This window comes from Enterococcus sp. AZ063 (genome assembly GCF_051715045.1).
GTDB lineage: Bacteria > Bacillota > Bacilli > Lactobacillales > Enterococcaceae > Enterococcus_D > Enterococcus_D casseliflavus.
Genome location: NZ_JBIOTA010000001.1, coordinates 2,382,400 through 2,402,947 on the forward strand (window position 1 = coordinate 2,382,400; position 20,548 = coordinate 2,402,947).

General features: G+C 35.7%; 14 protein-coding genes and 1 pseudogene. 3 read left to right on the forward strand and 12 right to left on the reverse strand.

Annotated features, from left to right (window positions below; all coding sequences use genetic code 11):
• Positions 1 to 126 precede the first annotated feature (126 nt).
• The 8 genes from IGK61_RS10970 to IGK61_RS11005 all read right to left on the reverse strand — a co-directional run bounded on the left by IGK61_RS10970 (position 127) and on the right by IGK61_RS11005 (position 8,842).
• The gene (locus IGK61_RS10970; RefSeq protein ID WP_074535127.1) at positions 127 to 2,454 is read right to left on the reverse strand and encodes an N-acetylmuramoyl-L-alanine amidase; all 2,328 of its coding nucleotides are present in this window, start codon (positions 2,452 to 2,454) and stop codon (positions 127 to 129) included.
• Between the two features lie 76 nt (positions 2,455 to 2,530).
• Positions 2,531 to 3,952, reverse strand: a complete 1,422-nt coding sequence (locus IGK61_RS10975) for a lipopolysaccharide biosynthesis protein (protein ID WP_074535126.1) — start codon at positions 3,950 to 3,952, stop codon at positions 2,531 to 2,533.
• On the reverse strand, positions 3,953 to 4,852 hold the full coding sequence (locus IGK61_RS10980; protein ID WP_074535125.1) for a glycosyltransferase: 900 nt from the start codon (positions 4,850 to 4,852) through the stop codon (positions 3,953 to 3,955). It lies immediately after the preceding gene.
• A gap of 16 nt (positions 4,853 to 4,868) precedes the next feature.
• Positions 4,869 to 5,867, reverse strand: a complete 999-nt coding sequence (locus IGK61_RS10985) for a glycosyltransferase family 2 protein (protein WP_254777429.1) — start codon at positions 5,865 to 5,867, stop codon at positions 4,869 to 4,871.
• Positions 5,867 to 6,961 carry a glycosyltransferase gene (locus IGK61_RS10990; RefSeq protein WP_074535124.1) on the reverse strand — a complete coding sequence of 365 codons (1,095 nt, stop codon included), beginning with the start codon at positions 6,959 to 6,961 and terminating at the stop codon, positions 5,867 to 5,869. The genes IGK61_RS10985 and IGK61_RS10990 overlap by 1 nt, the downstream gene beginning before the upstream one ends.
• Positions 6,958 to 7,314, reverse strand: coding sequence for a DUF2304 domain-containing protein (locus tag IGK61_RS10995; protein ID WP_074535123.1), 357 nt, complete (start codon positions 7,312 to 7,314; stop codon positions 6,958 to 6,960). The genes IGK61_RS10990 and IGK61_RS10995 overlap by 4 nt, the downstream gene beginning before the upstream one ends.
• Entirely contained in the window at positions 7,314 to 8,039 is a 726-nt protein-coding gene (locus IGK61_RS11000; RefSeq protein ID WP_005229540.1) for a glycosyltransferase family 2 protein, read from the reverse strand. The genes IGK61_RS10995 and IGK61_RS11000 overlap by 1 nt, the downstream gene beginning before the upstream one ends.
• 20 nt (positions 8,040 to 8,059) lie before the next feature.
• A complete protein-coding gene (locus IGK61_RS11005) occupies positions 8,060 to 8,842 on the reverse strand; it encodes a glycosyltransferase (protein WP_074535122.1) in 783 nt (260 codons plus the stop codon).
• A gap of 241 nt (positions 8,843 to 9,083) precedes the next feature.
• Here IGK61_RS11005 and IGK61_RS11010 point away from each other — a divergent pair, with 241 nt between their 5' ends.
• The 3 genes and pseudogenes from IGK61_RS11010 to IGK61_RS11020 all read left to right on the forward strand — a co-directional run.
• Positions 9,084 to 10,889, forward strand: a complete 1,806-nt coding sequence (locus IGK61_RS11010) for an LTA synthase family protein (protein WP_074535121.1) — start codon at positions 9,084 to 9,086, stop codon at positions 10,887 to 10,889.
• Positions 10,890 to 11,313: 424 nt separating this feature from the next.
• On the forward strand, positions 11,314 to 12,006 hold the full coding sequence (locus IGK61_RS11015) for a transposase (protein ID WP_438844826.1): 693 nt from the start codon (positions 11,314 to 11,316) through the stop codon (positions 12,004 to 12,006).
• An 11-nt stretch (positions 12,007 to 12,017) separates the two neighbouring features.
• A pseudogene (locus IGK61_RS11020) lies at positions 12,018 to 12,881 on the forward strand (IS3 family transposase); the annotation flags it as partial.
• Between the two features lie 198 nt (positions 12,882 to 13,079).
• Here IGK61_RS11020 and IGK61_RS11025 read toward each other — a convergent pair.
• From IGK61_RS11025 to IGK61_RS11040, 4 genes are all read right to left on the reverse strand, one after another.
• Complete coding sequence (locus IGK61_RS11025; protein ID WP_074536952.1) at positions 13,080 to 14,375, reverse strand: ISL3-like element ISEfa11 family transposase; 1,296 nt, start codon at positions 14,373 to 14,375, stop codon at positions 13,080 to 13,082.
• Between the two features lie 247 nt (positions 14,376 to 14,622).
• Entirely contained in the window at positions 14,623 to 15,876 is a 1,254-nt protein-coding gene (locus IGK61_RS11030) for a glycosyltransferase family 4 protein (RefSeq protein WP_016621272.1), read from the reverse strand.
• A gap of 21 nt (positions 15,877 to 15,897) precedes the next feature.
• Complete coding sequence (locus IGK61_RS11035) at positions 15,898 to 17,475, reverse strand: DUF2142 domain-containing protein (RefSeq protein ID WP_081343907.1); 1,578 nt, start codon at positions 17,473 to 17,475, stop codon at positions 15,898 to 15,900.
• Positions 17,459 to 20,545 carry a rhamnan synthesis F family protein gene (locus IGK61_RS11040; RefSeq protein ID WP_074536752.1) on the reverse strand — a complete coding sequence of 1,029 codons (3,087 nt, stop codon included), beginning with the start codon at positions 20,543 to 20,545 and terminating at the stop codon, positions 17,459 to 17,461. The genes IGK61_RS11035 and IGK61_RS11040 overlap by 17 nt, the downstream gene beginning before the upstream one ends.
• Positions 20,546 to 20,548: the final 3 nt, after the last annotated feature.

The following is a 20,548-nucleotide window of genomic DNA, read 5'->3' on the forward strand; positions in this document are numbered from 1 at the left end:
ATGTTGTTTAGACAAAACAACTCCTCCTTAATTTCTTCTTTTTGACTTGTATCATTATACATGAAAACTCATCAGAAAGAAATGACATTCTTTTTTTTACTTAAGCATTCTGCTCATTTAAAACTTTTATAATTTTTCACCGGTCACGTTTTGCACAATGTTTTTTGCGATATTGTCCAAATTGTTTCTTATTCTCGCAACATCTGAAGGATTGGAGATAAAGCCAAGTTCCATTAAGCGATACTCAATCCCTCTAGATCTGAAAATATTTAAATTCAATAAGTCTTGTCTAAAACTCAACCCATTCGAATTAACAAATGAAGGATGCCAGCCGACATAGGTCCGAATGGTATTCGCTAGCCCGATATTAACTGAATTGGATCCCCCTGGTCTCACTATGACGTGCCCCCCAGAAGCTCCGATACCTCCGCTATCTAGATGAAATTCTGTAACTGAAGTGATTGCATTACTTACAAGGTGTGCTCCTTGTCCGTTTCGAGTGTCAGTAAACATATCGCGTGACACATCATAAAAATTAATTCTGCTTTCTTTCAATTGATTGGCATACTTCCGCAAATATGGAAGCAATTCATTTCTTGTAAAGTCTCGCTCATTTGTCCCGCTTCCCACTGCTCCCGGGTCAATCCCTCCGTGTCCCATTACAAATAGAAACTCTTGCATTTCGATATACGGTTTGGTTGTCGATCCTGGTGCCGGTTGATTTTTAGGCACAAGTTTTATTTCGAGAGACTCAACACGTTTTGCTAACGAACTCGTTCCAGCCCGCTGATCATTTCGAGCCCAATCAAGCCAACCATAAGTCTGGGAATGCACTCGATAATAAATATCATAAAGCAATGAGATATTGCCGGTCAGTCGAATTTGGAGTGCTTCGATCCGTTTCGCCTCACCTGTTGTACCGGCTGTACTCCCATTAGATTGATACCCTTGCCAACCATAGGTTTGGACATGCGTACGATATTCTATTCCACCTGTAACTGGTGAGTTTTCTAAACTTAGCTGGATTGCTTCCAGTCGTTTTGCCTGACCAACTGTTCCAATACTCGCTTGGCCCGGATTAATCGTCGTCGACCATCCAAAAGTCTGAACATGTGCACTCAAATGAATACTTGGTGTTTCAATTGTTTCGTAGGAGATAAACGGCATCGTACTATCTCCTGGCGGCGCCGTTCCTTTTTGCACAAGTTGAACTTCAATTGCTTCTACTCTTCGTGAGAGCGCGACACTTCCCGACATTTGATCGTTTTTCGCCCACCCTAACCAGCCAAACGATTGAATGTGAACCCGATAATAGACATCAAATAATTGAGACAAGGTTCCTGTCAAGCGGATCTGAATTGCTTCTATCCGTTTAGCTTCATTTGTTGTACCTGCAATTGCACCATTCGTTTGGTAGGATTGCCAACCATAACTCTGAACATGTGCACGGTATTCGATATCTCCATCATAAATATTATTATCTAAACGAAGCTGAATCGCTTCTAGTCTCTTTGCTTCTCCAGTAACACCTCCAGAAACAAGACCGCTCGATTGGGACTCTTGCCATCCGTAAGTTTGAACATGCGAAGATAAATGAAGCGAAGGTTGGGTTACATTGTCAGTTGAAACATAAGGTTTATCAGTGTTCCCGGGTGCTGGACTACCTTTTTCCACTAGCTGAATTTGGATAGATTCTAGTCTTTTAGCAAATCCAGAAGTACCCGCTTCATTCCCGTTTTTCGCCCATCCAAGCCAACCAAACGTTTGTGAATGGACGCGGTAATAAATATCATAGTCCTCCTCTAACTCATCGGTCAAATTAATTTTGACTGCCTCAAGGCGCTTAGCTTCACCAATCGTTCCAGAAAATTCGCCATCTCTTTTTTCGCCTAAATCCCAGCCATAAGTTTGAACATGCGTGGAATAAACGATACTACCTTTAAGTTCTGTGCTGTCTGGATCAATAGCGAGCGACATTCCCTCCAAACGCTTCGCCTGTCCAACTGTACCACCAGTAACATTACTAGCTGGTGGTACTTGTGTTTCCCCATCTGTTTGTATATGTACCATTAGTTTCAAGTTGGGTAAACCTTTTGCGGATTTTAATTCAATATCATCCTCTTCACTGGAAGAAGACGTCGTCTGCTCTGTCGTAGAATCAAACGTACTTGAAGATGATTCTGTTATATCTTGCGTACTTGAGTCACTTACTGAAGTTGAACTTGTACTTTCACTATTTGTTGTAGAAGTACTATCCGACATTTCCGTCGTTTCTGTAGATTCGCTTTGATAATTTGAATCAGTACTGCTGGTTTGCTCATTTGTCAAACTCTCTGAAACGTTACTTGTCATTTCTTGTCCTACAACGTTCGTTTCAGCAAGTCCAATGATTGGACTGAAACTGCTCGCAAGGATTACTAGAACCAGAAAGAAATTAGCCAACCTTTTTTTCATATGAATTACTCACTCCTTTTTAATTAGATGCGATTTTTTATTTGAATACCACAAGATTTTCTTGAGTATAGCAAATCTAAAAGACAGATTTTATTTTTTTAACTTCCCCTGTAATCAACAAACATGAAACCAATAGAATTAACCATAAAATACCTTTGATTACCAGTAAGACGAAATAGTTCGTGTCGATCGTGATGAAATGATCGAACAAAAAGAGAGCAGCTGCTAAAACGACACTGATACATACTGGGCTGATCAGCTGCTTCAAAACATCTGAAAGTTTTCCTTCTAAGACTTTTGTCATTAAAATCCAGTAGGAGGTGAAAAAATTTAAGATATACGCTGCACAAACAAAGGCAGCCACATAAGTTATCTTCGAGAAACTGATTCCAACCAATGTTAAACTAAGAATCAAAAAAGTTGAAATCATTCCCGTTTTCAATAATGTTTTTGAATGGTTTCTTGCCATAAATATGCTTCCAGTTGCAGAAGTAAGCATCTGCGCCCATATACTAAATGCCAATATTGAAAAAGGAACGACAGCGGCATACCAGCGAGAACCAAAGAGAAATAGGATAATTTCCTCAGCATTCATTACCATAAAAATAGTTAATGGAAATGCGATTAATCCTAGGACATGGACAATTTTTAAAAACGTTTCTCGTATCAACTTCACATCATCTTGATGATGTGACAAAACAGGTTGCAGAACTGGGGAAATAATACCTAAAAATACCGTATTGGGCATAGTAATCATTTGATAACTCTTTTGATAATTTGCTAAGGGCACGGGACCTAAAAATCGTCCAATTAGTAAATTATCTGAATTACGGGAAAAATAATTTAATATTGTAAAACCTAATTGGTTTTTTGCGAATGACCATAGTACTTTAAAAGGTTGCGGGTCTAAACTTTTTGTGTACTTGATCTTAACTACAGCAAAATTAGCAAACAGCGTAGCAATTGCAGGAATAGCGGCACTTAAAATCAATGCATAAACGCCAAAGCCAGCAAAAGCTGAGGCAATACCAAAGATTGCACCAAAAAGATTACAGAACAAGAGCCTCAAATTAAGGGTTCGAAATCTCAATTCTTTATTTAAAATTGCCGTTGGTACAACGTTCATTCCTTCTGAGAATACAATGATCGACATAAACCAAAATAGCGATTTATAGATAGAATTATTATAGATAATCGCAACAAAATGGCCGAACAACCCAAAACCGACAGCTAACAGAAACGCAAACAGAACTGTATAGTTAAAAACAATGCCATAATCTTCTTCCTTCATCTCTTTGTTCTGAATGATCGCCGGACCTAGGCCAGCTGTCACAAACATTTGGAAAAATACTAGGAAAACTTGAACATTCGCTACCACCCCAAATTCTTCAACTGGTATTAATCTTGACAGTACAACGTTTATCAGCAATTGGATCAAAACATTGCTGTACTGTCCGATTGCTGTAAAAATCATACCTGATCTAAAAGCATTTCTCATCTAGATACTCATCCTTCTCTTTAAGTCTTCATTTGATAACGAAAACAATCCGCTCATTAATGATAAGTTCTTTTTTGAATATCTTAACTTAAAAAGATATGATTTCTTCAGATTGTCATTATATAATAGGTCACTCGAAGCATCTTCTTTGTGGTAAATACTCAACGCTGGTATATACAGTTGCTTGTATCCAAGTCGCTGACAAAGGATTGCCAAAAAATCTTCTTCAAAATAAAGAAATGTTTCCGGGTAAAAGCCAACATAGTTTCTCAAATAATTTTCGGTAAAAAAGATTGCTGCACCATGAAGTGTCTTCTCGTAAGGATCTAGTATTTCCTGGGGCTCTTCCGAAAAAGAAGCTGATTGATTCGTGCTGTTCTGATCTGGCATCAATTTTTTGAGGTGTTGATAGATATTTAATTTCAATGAACTTTCCAACAAAAATAACTTCAATCTAGGGAGAATCAAATCCGTTTTCTTTTTTAGGTTGACATTTAACGTATTTTGGTTCTTTCCGTCTCTGGTGATAATTTTTGTTCCAATCATTCCAATATCCTCGTTGTATGATATTGAAGCTAATCTTTCTAAATAAGTTCTATCTTCAAGGAGAGTGTCACCATTAATAACCAGGACCCTTTCAATTCCTTTCTTTCTAAAAATTGATAGACCAAAATTATTTCCTCTTGCAAAGCCAAGATTTTCTTTCGTCTGTACAACGGTTACCTGTTCTGAATCTTCATAGTTATCTGATAAACGTTTGAAGGAATCATTCGGAGAATCATTATCAACGATTAGGATATCTATCTCTTTAAAGGTTTGATTCATTAAAGATTCCACACACTCAATTGTATCTTGAAAAGCTAAATAATTCAGAATTAAGATTCCTATTGTTTTCTTCATTTCACTGATCCTACTTCTATATGATTTTTTTTATTATTCTTGCCAAAATACTTTTTTTCCCATTCTCTTTATTCTTATAAATCATACTTACTGCAGTGAGAAAGACTTTATAAAGAAAATAGTTTTTATAGAGAATCTGTCTTACGGCATTCTCTTTTGCATATTCTTGATTCATCGAAAATATTTCTCTAATCAACTGATTAGAAAGAGGGGTTTTATCCTGGATACATTTTACTGCAATAAAATCATTCAGATTCAGTGCTTTTTGATAAAAGTGCCCTAATGCTTCAGGATGTTTCTCTTTAAAAAAGTTCTCAGTTAACCTGTTTTTCTTTAACACATCAAAATTCTTCTTGCTTATCTTACTCGTTAAAGTTGAATTTTCTGTTGTTCGGTAATAATAGCTTTTACTATCAACCAATGCAATCTTCGTTATCCTGTCAATCAATTCATAGAAAAACAACCCATCCTCATAAATGATTCCTTCAGTGAATGAAAGGTCTTTGAAAAGTTCCACGTTATACAGTTTTACTGTTGGAGAAACTGCTGGAAAATCAGAATCGTACAATTCGTCAATTAGTCTTAAAAATGTCCCTTCAACAATTTTAGGAGGATTGACCACAGCAAAGTTCAACTCGGTTTCTTCTTTGGTAAACTTGCACATAGCAACTTGAACATCACATGTTTTAATCGCATGCATCAATTCTTCACAATAAATCGGCGTAACAAAATCATCGCAGTCAATGAAAGCAATAAATTTGCCACTGGCATACGAAATTCCTGCGTTTCTAGCGCTTGATTGGCCACCGTTACTCTTACTGACTAATCGAATAACTCTGGATGTGTTTTTCTTTATGACTTCATTAACTACCTCTATTGAATCGTCTGTTGAGCCATCATCAACAACGATGATCTCTATTTTTTTATAGGTTTGATTCATAAGACTAGTGAGACATTCACCTATATATTTCTCTCCGTTATACATTGGAATTATTATACTGATTTTCTCATCCATTATTTTGTACTCCTCAAATAGTCAATTACAGGCTTAAAGGTTTTTTCAAAAGTAAAATGACTAACACCATATTGAAAAATAGCTGCGCTTAATTCCTTTTTTGAAGAATTTTCAAGCATCGAATCGTACCACTCAATTAAGCTTGGAATATCGATTGGTGTATCATCGCTCGGTACACGATAATAAAACGGAAGATCACAATTATCCAAATCAGTTTTCACTCCAGAAACAATCGGTAACCCTTTCGCCAAATACTCTTTTCCTTTTAAACTACTATTATAAGTCACTCCAGATCGATGACGGGCTAAAGAGTCAATCCCAATATCTGCATTCTGATAAAACTGATCCAATTGAGAAAATTCTACTCTGCCTAATAACTTCACTTTTTCTTCTAAGTGGTAATCAGAGACCAGCTTTTTATAGTCCTTTAAGACAGGACCATCCCCGACTAAAGTGAACATGACGTTTCTCTTAACATCAGATGAATTATAGTATTCGTGCAGTCCCTGAATGACGCGATCATATCCATGGTAGAAACAAAGTGCTGCGACCCCTAGTAATCGGATTGCACCATCTCCCTCATTACTGCCTTCAATCGGACTAGCAAAGTCGTATGCATTCGAAAGATTGATACATGGTACATCAAAAATTCTTTCATCATCCGAAAAAGTCAGAACTCGATCAACGTAGTGTTTTAAATATGGTGTCCAGAGATGTTCTTTGGCTTGAATGTCCCATTTTACAATTCCTTTAAATTCATTCATATAAGGATATGTTGGAATTTCTAATAGGACAATAATTGATGGATTCATTCTCTTGATTTTTTTTAATAAATCGATAACACTTTTATCAAAAACCGCACTTTTTCTAATGTAAACGAAGTCGTACTCTTGCCAATTTATTTTCTCTTTTAAAAAAAACTGTCTTGAAAAAAAAGGAACTAGGTTTACAAACAAATGACCTATATTCCTTTTTGGGTTTATTAAGGGTTTCATGGAAAAACCATTTTTTTCAAACTCTTCAATTTGCCGACTGATCTTCTTTTGAATTCCACCAGCATGCGTTAAATCTTGGGAAAAATAAATACCCTTCATTTTTCTCCTTCTTTCATTTCTCTAATTTCCTTTTTCAAAAAAGATAACTCTTGTGTTAAAGTTTTGACTTGTCTTTGCGTATTTATCAATGCAATACTAGTTGTTAAAGTGATAAACAATAAAAAGGCAGTTAAACTATATAATGCTAAAGAAGTGAGTGTACTGATCCCTAGAAAGTGGGCAATCGTCGTCCCTACTTTGGGAAATAATGCACCGATCAACATTATTATTCCCAGTAAAAGCCATTTGTTCATTTGACGTACTTCTGCATGATCTTTACGAATCAAATAAACAGTTAAGACAAAAAAACCTAATGCTAAAAAAATAGCAATAATTTGTAATTGAACAGGCATTAGGATTCCTCCTTTTTGATCAAAGATGCAATCAGAATAGCCAAAGAGACATTAACCATATACGCTGCCGAGTCGAAAAAATGAATACTCGAGCGACCAGTCGTTCTTTCGAACATGTTTACCCCAATCTCTTTCACCCGGATGTTTTTGGCTACTAAATGCATGTAGCTTTCAGGTTCCGGATACTGGCTCGGATATCGATGGGCAAATTGTCTGATTACTTGCCGGTTTCCTGCTCTGAAACCACTCGTTACATCTTTGACGCGCATTTTTGTCAGAAGGTAAATAAGTCCTGAAAGAAGCTTGATTCCTAATTGTCTTGCACCAGTAGATTTAAACGTCGACGTGCTGTCTTCTACAAATCTGGATCCGACGGTAAAATCAGCCTGATTATTGATAATCGGTTCAACCAACTGACTTAAACTTTCAATATCGTGCTGACCATCGCCATCATATTGAATTGCGATATCATAATCGTGTTCTAATGCATACAGATATCCCGTCTGCACAGCTCCTCCAATACCTAAATTGTTCACCAACTCGACATGATGAATATTGTTTTCTAATAATACCGCTTCCTCATTGTCTGTAGACCCATCATTGATAACAAGATAATCTAAATTATATGGTGTTTTTTTTCTATACTCGAGTACCTTGTCGATTACTTGGACAATACCTTCTGCTTCATTATATGCTGGAATAATCAGTAAAATTCTTGGATTCACGATTTACACCCTAACTTTTCTTATAATTGATTGCTTTTTTGATTTTTCACGTAAAATTTCATGAGAAAAGAAGCAATGGTTTTCCCCCAATAACGTTTGTACATTTCCAATTCTTCTGCTTCTCTCGTTTTATCCAGGGTTGTTGCAGTTGTTTCAGATTCTTCGTGAATTCTATGATACATTGCATTTTTTGAGATGTAACAAATGTTTTCCGGCCGCTTCATGATTCGTTCCCATGCATCCCAATCTACTGCCATTCGCATCTGTTCATTAAATTTGAAGTCATTGAGCACCCGCAAATTATATGAAACAGCTGGACAACAAATAAAGTTCCCAAACGCATATATTCGCCTTTGATACCACTTTGATTGTAATAACCCCATTGTTTTTAAACCGAACGTTTTAATTTTAAGATTTATTGATCTTTTTCTAATTTGACTTTCTTGATCGATTTCCTTATAATCCGTAAACACAATACTTGTTTGATTATTATTTTCGAACGCATCAATGACGCTTTCACCATACTCTTTTAAATAGATGTCGTCTTGATGAACGATCGTCGCATATGGCGTATCAACAAAAGACAATGCATTGTTCCAATCTCGTCCGATACTTCCGCCTGAACTAGTAAACATAGGTATCTCATAAGAGTTGGCAATATCTGTTATATAAGTATTTGGTGTACTTGTGTACAAAATCAGCTTGGACTTTCCTTTTTTCATACTTGTCTGATTTAAACAAGAAAGTATACATTCTTCTAAAAAAGAAGACTCTTTATAAGCGCAAATAACAAATGTATGCATGAATATCCCTTTCCATGAATTGTTAAGAGTTTTAAATATCCAATTCTAAAAAATTATACTCGACTTTTTAGTAATTCTCAACAAAAATTAAAATCCCGAAAAAAACTTAAAGAAGACAAACTCTCATTAATTGGCAAAAAATGAAAAAAAATAAGGATTCCACGCCTTTTTTTAAGTTTTTCTTTTGGAGACTTGTTATTATTCTAGTATACTATATATAATATGTATTTGGAGGTACAGGATGCTTTTTTCAATCTTACTTTTTATTCTCATACTCTTTTTAACAGCAAATAGAAGCTTTTATCGGCGAATTTCGCTTTCTCTATTTTGTGCCGTTTCTCATCTCTCATTCACGGCATTTATTGCACGATCACTCGGCTTAACTGAATTAAGAAAAAATCTCTTATCTTTTAGTTTCCTTTCAACCAAGTCCGCTGTCACTGGTGTAAGTATCCTTGTTTTTCTTTTTCTCTTATCAACGGTACTGATTATCAAAAAAACAGGTCTGATTGACAGAATATTTCAATCCTTGACCTGGCGTCTTCAACTTTCTTTTTTTATTTTTTCATTACTAGTATTCATTGGAGCACTTGCGGGAAACAGTGCCGTTTGGACGAAAAATTTTTTTGGTAATGTAGGCATTAGTGAAATTCTATACACTTTGTCTCAACCCTTGACAGGAACAGATGCGGGCCAAATTTATACGTTCATTTTGGGTCCTTTATTAAATTCTATTATTCTCACACTTAGTTTTCTAGTAATCCTATACTTGCTACTCTGTGCTCTATCTTACAAAAAGTTTCAGAAAATTAAGTTAACCAAAAAGACGAGTTTCTTTTTTTCCTTCATTAGTGTAAGCCTCACTATATACGGTTTTTTCTTTGGTATACAAACATTGGGCTATGCAGAACTAAAAGCATATTTTTTTGAAAAATCAACGATTTACGAAGATTTTTATGTGGACCCGAATGATGTTGCGCTTACCTTTCCAGACCAAAAAAGAAACCTTATCTATATTTACGTCGAATCATTAGAATCAACGTACTTATCCATTGACCTTGGCGGAATGCAAGAAGTCAATCTATTACCAAATCTCACAGAATCAGCTTATGCAGATGGACTAAATTTTTCGCACCAAAGTACTTTCGGCGGTGCTCGTCAAGTTCCTGGTGTTGGTTTTACAGTAGGAGGAATGGTTGCCCAAAGTTCTGGGGTTCCTCTGAGAGTCTCTGGTGGCTATAACGAAAATGAATATGGCAATACTTCATCTTTTATGCCTGGTGTCACCACAATCGGTACCATTTTAGATCAAGAAGGATACAATCAAACACTGTTAATCGGTTCCGATGCAAGCTTTGGCGGCAGAGATAAATTTTACTCTCAACATGGAAATTACCAAATAAAAGATTATCAATATGCCATCGATAATCAATGGATACCGTCTGACTATAAAGTCTGGTGGGGATATGAGGATGAGAAACTTTTTGAGTTTGCTAAAAACATACTTATAGAAGATTCACAGTCAGAAGAGCCCTTTAATTTAACGCTTCTAACAGCTGATATGCACTTCCCGGATGGTTTGATGACCGAAAATACACCTAAACTTTTTGAACAGCAATATAGTAATGTCATCCACTATTCAGATTATATGTTAGGTAATTTTATACGATGGGTTCAGCAACAGTCTTTTTATGATAATACTACTATCGTAATTGCCGGTGACCACCTAAGCATGGATCCCTCTTTTTTTAATGGTATCCCTGAAGACTATGAGCGAACTGTCTTCAATCTCTTTATTAACTCACCGGTAACAACCTTGAATAATACCAATCGTTCTTTCAGTACATTGGATTTGTTTCCGACCACTTTATCTGCATTAGGTGTTTCCATTGAGGGAAATCGATTAGGCTTAGGAACAAATCTATTTTCAGAAGAAATGACTCTAATGGAAAAATTAGGGTTTGATGAATTCTCTAATGAACTTAGTAAGACATCAAGCTTTTACAATCAGCAGATTATGCAAGGATCAGACCTTGAAGTTAAATAATAAATTGCTAAATCACACCAATCACTACGATAAATTTTTACTATATAATTGAATATACTAACCAGTCTTTTAGTAGTGTCAGTAAAAACTCAATTATTTTTTACTGACACTATTTGATATGGTCGAGGAAACAACTCAACAATAAATATATCGTAAAATCTGATCATTTTGTTTATGATAGCATTAAATCTCTGACATATTCACCTATCAAGCTATTTTTATTGCTAATAGAATTAAACAACTTTTTAAAGCCTTGTTTGTATTTTTTGCTTTAATACTCGATCCCTACTATCTCTAGGGGTAAGCGGTCCGTGAAATAGTAAACTTTTAACTGAAAAAGTAAAAAGGACAAGGTTGCCATTGTGATATGCTCCCCCTATATAGGACACTGAAATATAAAGTGGCTTATATAGGGGGAGTTTGTATGTCTAGAGGAAAAATGAAATTAAGTTCAGAAGAACGGCTAGCTTTTGTAGAAAGAGCTTTAAAAAATGAAGCTAGCATACACAGCCTGGCCAAAGAAGCACAAGTAAGTTTCAGTACGATAGAAAGGTGGATCACTCTTTATGAGAATGAAGGACCCACAGGTTTACTCCCTACAAAAAGGAATCAATCATACTCAACAGAGTTGAAACTGAATGCGGTCCATGATTATTTAGCTGGAACACACGGTAGCTTAAGAGCTGTCGCCAAGAAATACGGGCTTCGTAACAAAAAACAATTAGAAGACTGGTTAAAGATATATAATACTCATAGAAACTTCAAATCAGAAAGTGGTGGAAGTAGAATGAGTAAATCCAGAAAAACAACATTGAATGAACGAATTAAAATTGTGCATGACTGTATTATCAACGGTCGAGACTATGGGAAAACCGCGATTCAGTACCAAGTCTCTTACCAACAAGTTCGGAACTGGGTGTTGAAATACGACGAGATGGGAGAAAAAGGCTTAGAAGACCGTCGAGGGCAACGAGCGGGAAGTAAACCTGCCAGAACACCCGAAGAAGAAATGCGCGATAAACTGGCTCAACAAGAACGACGGATCAAGTTGCTTGAAATGGAAAATGACCTGTTAAAAAAAGTCAGTGAGTTAGAAAGGAGGCGGGATTTGAATTAGTTCGTCATACGTTTGAATACCAATCGATCAAAGAGCTGCACGAGACAAAAAGCTATCCAATTAACACCATGTGTACCCTGCTCCATGTCACAAGATCGGCCTATTATCGTTGGTTAAAAAATCCCAAACTGCCTGAAGTGGTATTGAATGAACAGTTGGCAGACCTTGTTCGTTATATTTATGAAGCAGACAACGATAAAGGATATCGCAGAATCTGTGAAGATCTCGTGAATGATTATGGCTTTCAAGTGAATGACAAGCGTATTCTTCGAATCTGTCGCAAACTTCAAGTCCAATCAACCATCAAGCATTCAGGCAATAGTATCACTAAGGCATCCAAGACTCCGTATCATATTGCGAAAAATTATTTGAATCGAAAGTTCTATGCGGATCAACCGAATCAAAAATGGCTAACAGATGTGAGTGAATTCAAGTATTATGAAGGGGCCGAAGTGAAGAAAATCTATTTGAGCGCTATTCTCGATCTCGCCGATCGTCGCATTGTTTCATTTGTCATCAGCGACAAAAATAACAATAAATTAGTCTTTGATACCTTCGATCAAGCAGTCGCCGCCGAACCAACCGCTCATCCGCTATTTCAATATACAAGTAAAGTTTTTTGCACAAAGCTAAAGAAAGCGAAAATGAAGCAGAGTATGTCTCGTGTCGCCCGTTGTACCGATAATGGTCCAATGGAAGGCTTCTGGGGAATGCTTAAGCGAGAAAAATATTATCGGCGAAAGTTTATCAGTAGAGAAAGTCTCGTTGAAATGATCGAGAAATACATGAACTATTACAACAATGGTCGCTATCAACGATGTTTGAAGAGCAAAACACCGATCCAAGTTCATCAAGAATTATTAATGGCAGCTTAATCACTCCCCCTCTTGGACAAGCGAATAGAATAAATCCGCTTAACCAAGAAGGAGGCCAGTCGAGCAAAGTTGAGGTTAAACAAAGTAAAAAACATAAAAACTGCCTACCGAATTTCGGCTCTTTGTCAATAAGGACTGATGAGTTGTGCAAAATCAAATCTGGGTCAGAATGAACCACATTCTGGCTCAGATTTTTTGTTATCTTACATTGATTAATTTATTGATCAAAAAGATTCTAATTCTCATGTTCTCGAATGATTTAAATCCGTAGGATACTCGTTTCATTGTCTTTATGTGGGTATTCTTCGCTTCTATTTTTCCATTGGAATAAGGATAGATCATTGCGTTGGTGATGCCTTCTTCATAGGTCAGAAGGTTTTGAAGCTTCTCCCGAAAGCCGTCATCTAACGTTTTGGGAAGTTCTGCCAATATGCAGAAAAATAAGTCAGGGTCTTTGTCTCGAAAGGCTTCAACTAATTCATGAAAAAAGGGATACGCCTCCTTCAGGGGCGTAGAAAACTCAAGCAATCGATCAATCATCATTGCTTCAGTAAGAAATGGGTATTTTGGTGCTCGGAAACTTTTCCATGTTTTGTATTCATAATGGTTGATGTTTGCACGATTTTTTAGCAAAAAGCGCCAGTTCTTTTTCAGTTTTTCTGCCTGGCTTTTCTGTCCTGCTTTACGAAGTTCATTCATTTCACGGATACGCAACTCATTGAACGCTTGATTCATGTGTTTGACAATATGAAACCGATCAATCACTACTTTCGCATTTGGCAGAACACGTTTGGTGAGCTGGAAGTAGGCGGCGTTCATGTCTGTCACCAAGAATTCTACTTCTTCTGGATTGGTACAACCTAAGAAATAGCTTGTTAATCGAGGTAATTTACGCGTAGGCAAAACATCTATTAATTTTCCTGTTTCGCCATCTGCGCAAATAAAGCTCATTTTATCTTCTATGGAAGCATGCGAACGAAATTCATCAACCATCAATACTCTGGGGAGAATCTTCTTGGATTGCTTTGGTAAATAGCTTTTAAACTCTTTCAATGTACGAATAACGGTGGTCAAAGATACCTGACAGCTTTTCGCAATAAAAGATAAAGATACTTTTTCAGTCAGTAAAGAAGCAATTTTATATCTAACATGATTTGCGATTGAATGTCTGGGTTGGACAAAATAACTTTGAGCAGTCCAATGGGTTCGGCAGTTTTTACAGGTATAGCGCTGCTTTTTTAGGCGCATAACCAAAGGCATATGATTGTATTGTTCAAAACGGACAATCGTTTCCTTCTTCCCATTTTTCACTATAATTGCTTTCCCGTTTCCATCTACCACAGTAGAACCACAACTTCTACAAGCACGAGGAGTAGGCGAGAGAACAGCATCGACGACCAACGTCTTTTTCTTCTGAAGGGTCTCGTAAGAGACCTCTGTAATCATCAAATCTTTCTCTATTATTCTCAGCATTTTTTTGATAGAATCATTCATATAGCATATCGTCCTCTCAGTTGTTTATTTTGTGGTGATTTAATCATACTAGAGAACGATATGTTTTTTAATACCTAAAATGAAAATGGGACTGAAGAATCAATTCTGATTCATCAGTCCCATAAATTATAGAGCCCGAATTTCGGTAGACAGTCGTCAAAATAATTTTATTCTATTTCATTGTCCACTTGACGGGGAGCCCAGCATTGTTGCCGGCCTTGTCTTTTTACTTAGAATCATTTGAACTTTATTTAAAGCTTTTCCTTATTTTATACTTAACTCTTTGCAGGAAACTTCTCGTTTGATACTCAAATTGCGCCAGTTTGCTCTTTTTTTCATTTAAGGTCAATAAAGATTTTATATGGCGAATCGCTTTTGGCGAAGCAGTTACGGAATCGATCGCTTCGATTAAGTCTTGATAAACATAATAAATCTGGTACTTCTCTTTTGCTTCAACGGAGAAATTGACTGTTTCGCTTTTGAAGTCATCGAAGTTATCTAATCGATCGCGGATCATTTCTACTAATTTATCTATATCACCTAATGGATAGACACAACCGTGATTAAAAAAATCATATGCTGACATGTGCCCTGGATTATTGGATATAATAACTGGTACACCGTTTAAAAGAGCCTCAACATAAACTAAACCGAATGTTTCCATTGCTGAAGAAAAAACGCATATATCTTTCGATGTCACATGCTCCCATGGATTGTCTACATTTCCTAGAAAAGTTATATTTTTTAAACGATTTTTTTTGATATAATCGAGACATTTTTCTTTATACTCATCATCCCATGCACCAATAAAAACCAACTCAATGTCGTACCTGTTCAACTGATGATATGCTTTTATTAGTTCTAATTGATTTTTTCTTGGGTTGATACGTCCTACTGAAACGATTCTTTGAACATCTCCATTTTTAAGGGAAACTTGTTTTAACTCTGTGTAGGGAGCGAATGACTTGATTTTTTTCCTTGTAAACAGCTCTTGCAAATTATTGCTCAACTCGCCTCTAACAGCAAAAATCTCATCAGAAAATTCTTCTATAAACTCAATTTTATCCTTGTAGTAAGCAAATTCGCCGGAAGGAAATTCATGAATTAACCAGATATGAGAAACGTCTTGAACAGCCGCCGCCATCGCACCTTGGAACATGTTTGCTGTATTTGTGATTACCAACTCAATATCAAACTCGTCTATCTTTTTTGTAATGAGATCGATAGTATTTCTAAAAGATGCCGCTCGTTGTTCTTCACTTCCAAATAACATTCCTGGTGCATCCTCCCACCACCACCGTTGATTTGAAACTAAAAAACATTTGATCCCATTACTTTCAAAAATTCGAGAGTAGTCATTTACTTCGACGTCTCCACTAACCGGTGCAATATTTACTACTTCATATCCTTGCTCAACTAGATATTTCATTAAATTGAATATTGAAATTTCTGCCCCGTTGTCCATCGTGCCAGTTGGTGAAATGAACATAATTTTTTTCATTATAATCCCCTTTTGTGATTTTTATAGAAACCCGTATATTGCAATACAAGAATTCAATACTGTTATAACAAAAACAGATTTAACTATAAAATTAGTTATTTGCTCTTCATTGAGAAATTGAGCAATATTCTCGTTTCTAAATGAAGTCCTTTCTGTAAAGGACTTTATATAAAGAGGAAGAAAGGCCATAAGATAGAAATGATACCTACCTTGTACACCACTCACGTGCAAATCTCCAATATTAAAGACGCGAGTATCTCCAGAAATTGCATAAATTGTACCCAATGTAATAGTTAAAAACAAAATTAATGACCATAAAATCATTTTTTTATCAAGAACTATTTTTAACAAAAAGCTTGCTAAGATTATTAGTAATATATAACTTATACTATTTACATTTCTTAAAACGCCTGTAGACATGATATCAATTTGAGGCATTTCAATGAATTCTATTATATTCTTTGGTATTTCCAGAATCGACCGTAAAAAAACCTCTATCGTGTACCCTATGTTATCCAAAAAATATGAAGTTCGTGATATTTCAGTTGTAGATTCAATACTGGATAAAGAAGCTTGTGCTGTTTGAGGAGTTATGAGCATCGATATCTTTTCTCTAAATATCCAAAGGGAACTTGTAAGTAATGTAAAAAACGAAAGCAGTAAGTAACTATAAAAATTTTTCCGAGTTTCCCACCTTTTAGATGGTATAAAAACAGGTAAAAATATCAATACTAACATTGGGGCTTTACAAAATACTAATCCTAAACAAGTAACACAATATGCTACTATTTTTTTTATCGTTATTTTATTGTTATCTTTAATTAGATTTGTAAATTGGGCAAATAGAAGGAGAGTCAAACCATAGTACAAGTTATCATACGTGTACCCTGCTGAAATCCATAATGTAAAAGGTAAAGTAGAAGTCAAAAACAGTTGAATCTTGTAATACCTACTGACTCTAACAGCTAACCATGCCAGAAATGCATAAAACAATACATTTCCAATACGACCTAAATAATAAGAGACAGCAACTCTATCACTGATTTGTCTTCCTAGAGAAATTCCCAAAGCACTAGGTATATATGCAGGATTGGCTAACGTCTCTGATATATCAAGCAACTCTGATCGATAGTCGGACGGAACGTGTCTTATGTTTATGAATTCTTTGTTATAGAGATTTGTCGCTAATCCATCTAATTTCTTCATTGGAACGCTTGAAATTGCCTGATAATCAGGAGAAACTTCTCGAAAATTTTGTTGCGAAACACGTTTTGTCAATTCACCATCCGCTAGATTAAGCGCATGATAATAATGACTGTATTCATCCAGATTTCCATTTACCGGAAAAATCAATGAATTTAATGAGCCCATAATTGCAATCAAAAGAAAGGTATTTCTAGCAATTTGCTTACTTTCATTTAGTCTGCTAAAAGATAACAAAATTAACAAGGCAGCAGCAGCTATTAAAATATAGAGCTTAGGCCAAGTAGAATCTTTATATTGAAGAAGATATTGGCTTAGAAGGAGAATAATCAAGAAACCTATTCCCATTTTCCAATTCCCCTTCAATTCGGCAATATTTCTACTTATGAACTTCAATTCTCTGCCCCCTAAAGTAATTTGTTAACTCATCTTCTTTATTATTTGTGATACAATTTGATAATACAAACTTCTCAGCACATTTTGCCACACTCTGTACTCGTTCTGGATGCTCAATAATCCATGACAGTTTTTCAAACCATTCATCATCTTTTGCTAAGAATCCTGTTTCATAGTCAATGATCATTTCTTTAAATGCACCAATATTACTTGCTAATGTAGGTACTTGAACCAGAGCTGCTTCCATCCATTTAATTTCTGATTTTGCTTCATTAAAAACTGATGGTACTAGTGGAGCTAAATTTACATCTACGTTTGAAATCAGTTTCGGCAATTCTTTCCAATCAACAAATGGATGAATGACCAGTTGCGATTCTACCCTTTCCATTTCTTTCGGGACATCTAAATGCCCAACTAAATGCAATTCCACTTGCGGAAAAGTTTCTAAGATTTCTAGAATAGCAGGCTTAATCAATTCGAAATTCTCATTATGGGTGATAGATCCCGAAAAGTACCCGATTTTCACCTTTGTACTATCTTCCATCTTATTTTCAACTGCATCATGACTGATCGCCACCAACTCTTGGTTCGCAAGATTTCGATTAAGCAGTACGTTCTGGTGATAATTCAGAAGTTCCTCTTTTAAGACACCTGTGGAAGCTATTGCCCCATCACACATAAGCATCATTTTTTTGTAACTGATAACGCCGCTATCGTAATTGTTTTTTTCAACTTTTGTAAGATTTTGGACGTACGTCAACTGATCCGTGTACTTGGTATCGATCACTAAATCGTCAATATCATACAGCACAGGTTTATGGTACTTTCTTGCTAAACGAATCAGTTCTGCTAATCGCTCATCATATGGTGCACGGTAAATAATGATATGACTTGCGTGTTCAGCTAATCCCATTTGAAATGTAGAAAGATTAACATGCCAGACATCAAAGCCTAGGTTTTTTAACTGTTCAATCTTATTTTGTACACGGTATTTTGTTAACTGCGGAATTGCATTTTCGACACCATCTATTATGAGAATATGTTCTTTGTGCTTTTTATTTTTGATATCCTCCATGATTTGATCGATCACAGCACCTGGATACTCCGTTTCATTTCTAATATATTCAATTAATTCAGGAACTTCTGTTTTCCTCTGAAGTCCTTGCCAAGCAAATTTCTCGTCTGTATCGTTTGCAAAAGCTGTGTATTTAACGATAGGTACACCCTCTCGAACCATTTGAAGGGGATGGATATACATTGGACTATCCGTATTCTTTTCGGTTAAAGCCCCGTGTTTAAAGCCCAAGTCGCTGAAATGTTTTGTAAAAACCGTTTCATGCTTTCCGATTGCTTTTTCTCTTGAGTTTGTATCTCCAAGATTTTTCCAATAGTCATAAAATGATGGATCGTGGAACATTGATTTCTCAATTACTAAAAAATAGGACTGTAAATGAATAGGGATATATCCATACTTGTTATACTTGGTAAAATCAGGTTGCTCTTCTCCATAAGAAATTCCCCAGAAATCAAGTTTTTTAGCTGCCATTTTATTAAATGCTTCTGTTAAATCTGAGACTGGACCAACATTTGTATCATTCACCAATAACAATTCATCATACTTACTTAATTCCTTTTCGCCAAGAAAATCGATACCGTGTTTAAAGGCTGCCGTATCATATCCATCATTAGATCTAAGAACGACCTCCCCAAACTTACGAAGCTTTTCTAAGTCAGACTCCGGTAATTTACCATTCACTACGATTAATACTTTTTCTGAAAAATCTGCTAAAGAGGAAAGAAAAATGAGTTTATACTCTTGCAGCTGGGATTGGCTTTCATAGATAACATATACCAATACTCTTTTTGGATTTTGATAAACATTTCTTTTGCGTGTTGCTTTTCGTTTGCTAGATAAAACTAAAAATTGCAAATTAGGGATTTTTCTGAGTTTAACCAATAACTTTTGTTTTGCTTTATCAACAAGTACTAATCCTTTACTAGGATTTCTTAAAAATCTTAGTCCATAACTGAAAGGCTTCACAATAAGTTTACCAACCCTGTATGACTTAGATGACATCAACGCTTGTTTATCGTTTTCCAGCAACTGAATTAATTGCGCCATAGATAAATTCTGATTTTGCAAGTCATTTTTTTCAAGATTTTCTTCAAGTAATCGCTGATCTATCGCCTGTTTTTCATTGTTTAAGTCTTCCACTGATACTTTTAATTCATTAATTTCTGCAAGCAATAATTCATTATCTTTGTTTTGTTGTTTTATATAATTAGTCAAATCTGCAAGATGATTGATTAATTCTTCGTTTCGGTCTTCCAGTTGCATGATATTATTCTTAATTGCTGAAAGAACCAGTTGCGGATATTGTTCCTGATGCTTGCTCAGGAGATAAAGATAAATCTCATAATAAAATTTTTCGGTCCCATGCTGCCCTTTCCTTGATATTGATTCTTGTAGCACTCGATAATTTAATTTTGTGGAAGAACATTTAACAGCTTTCGCATGGTTGGTAAGAATCAGTCGCATAAAAAAGTCATAGTCGACTAATTTTTTTCTATTTAACGCTAAATCATATGTTAGCTGACCAACAATTTCTTTTCTTATCAACGAGCAATTATCAATAAAGTTACTAGAAAGAAACTCTTCCAATTGGAATGGTTTGGCTTCCATAAACAGCTCACCTGTTTCAACATTTACAAGATCAGTATATACAATATCTGCTTCTTCTTTTTCGGCAGTTTCAACTAGCTTTTCAATATATTGATTATCTAGATAATTATCACTGTCGACAAATAATAGGTATTTTCCGACAGCTCGCTCAAGTCCTTTATTTCGTGTCACACAAACGCCTCGGTTTTCTTGAACCAAATACTCATGTTTTAGCGAAACATGTGATAAATAATCTCTAATAATCTGATCTGAATTATCTGTCGATCCATCATTGATAATCACTAATTCTAAATGTTTATAGGTTTGGGAAGATACACTTTCCAGACACTGACCAACATATTTTTCATGATTATAACAAGTTATAATCACAGAAACTAATGGTTCCAATAC

Excerpts from the sequence above, each read along its gene's own strand:
- IGK61_RS10970 (WP_074535127.1), bottom strand. The coding sequence starts at position 2,454 with ATGAAAAAAAGGTTGGCTAATTTCTTTCTGGTTCTAGTAATCCTTGCG.
- IGK61_RS10975 (WP_074535126.1), bottom strand. The coding sequence starts at position 3,952 with ATGAGAAATGCTTTTAGATCAGGTATGATTTTTACAGCAATCGGACAG.
- IGK61_RS10980 (WP_074535125.1), bottom strand. The coding sequence starts at position 4,852 with ATGAAGAAAACAATAGGAATCTTAATTCTGAATTATTTAGCTTTTCAA.
- IGK61_RS10985 (WP_254777429.1), bottom strand. The coding sequence starts at position 5,867 with ATGGATGAGAAAATCAGTATAATAATTCCAATGTATAACGGAGAGAAA.
- IGK61_RS10990 (WP_074535124.1), bottom strand. The coding sequence starts at position 6,961 with ATGAAGGGTATTTATTTTTCCCAAGATTTAACGCATGCTGGTGGAATT.
- IGK61_RS10995 (WP_074535123.1), bottom strand. The coding sequence starts at position 7,314 with ATGCCTGTTCAATTACAAATTATTGCTATTTTTTTAGCATTAGGTTTT.
- IGK61_RS11005 (WP_074535122.1), bottom strand. The coding sequence starts at position 8,842 with ATGCATACATTTGTTATTTGCGCTTATAAAGAGTCTTCTTTTTTAGAA.
- IGK61_RS11010 (WP_074535121.1), top strand. The coding sequence starts at position 9,084 with ATGCTTTTTTCAATCTTACTTTTTATTCTCATACTCTTTTTAACAGCA.
- IGK61_RS11015 (WP_438844826.1), top strand. The coding sequence starts at position 11,314 with ATGTCTAGAGGAAAAATGAAATTAAGTTCAGAAGAACGGCTAGCTTTT.
- IGK61_RS11025 (WP_074536952.1), bottom strand. The coding sequence starts at position 14,375 with ATGAATGATTCTATCAAAAAAATGCTGAGAATAATAGAGAAAGATTTG.
- IGK61_RS11030 (WP_016621272.1), bottom strand. The coding sequence starts at position 15,876 with ATGAAAAAAATTATGTTCATTTCACCAACTGGCACGATGGACAACGGG.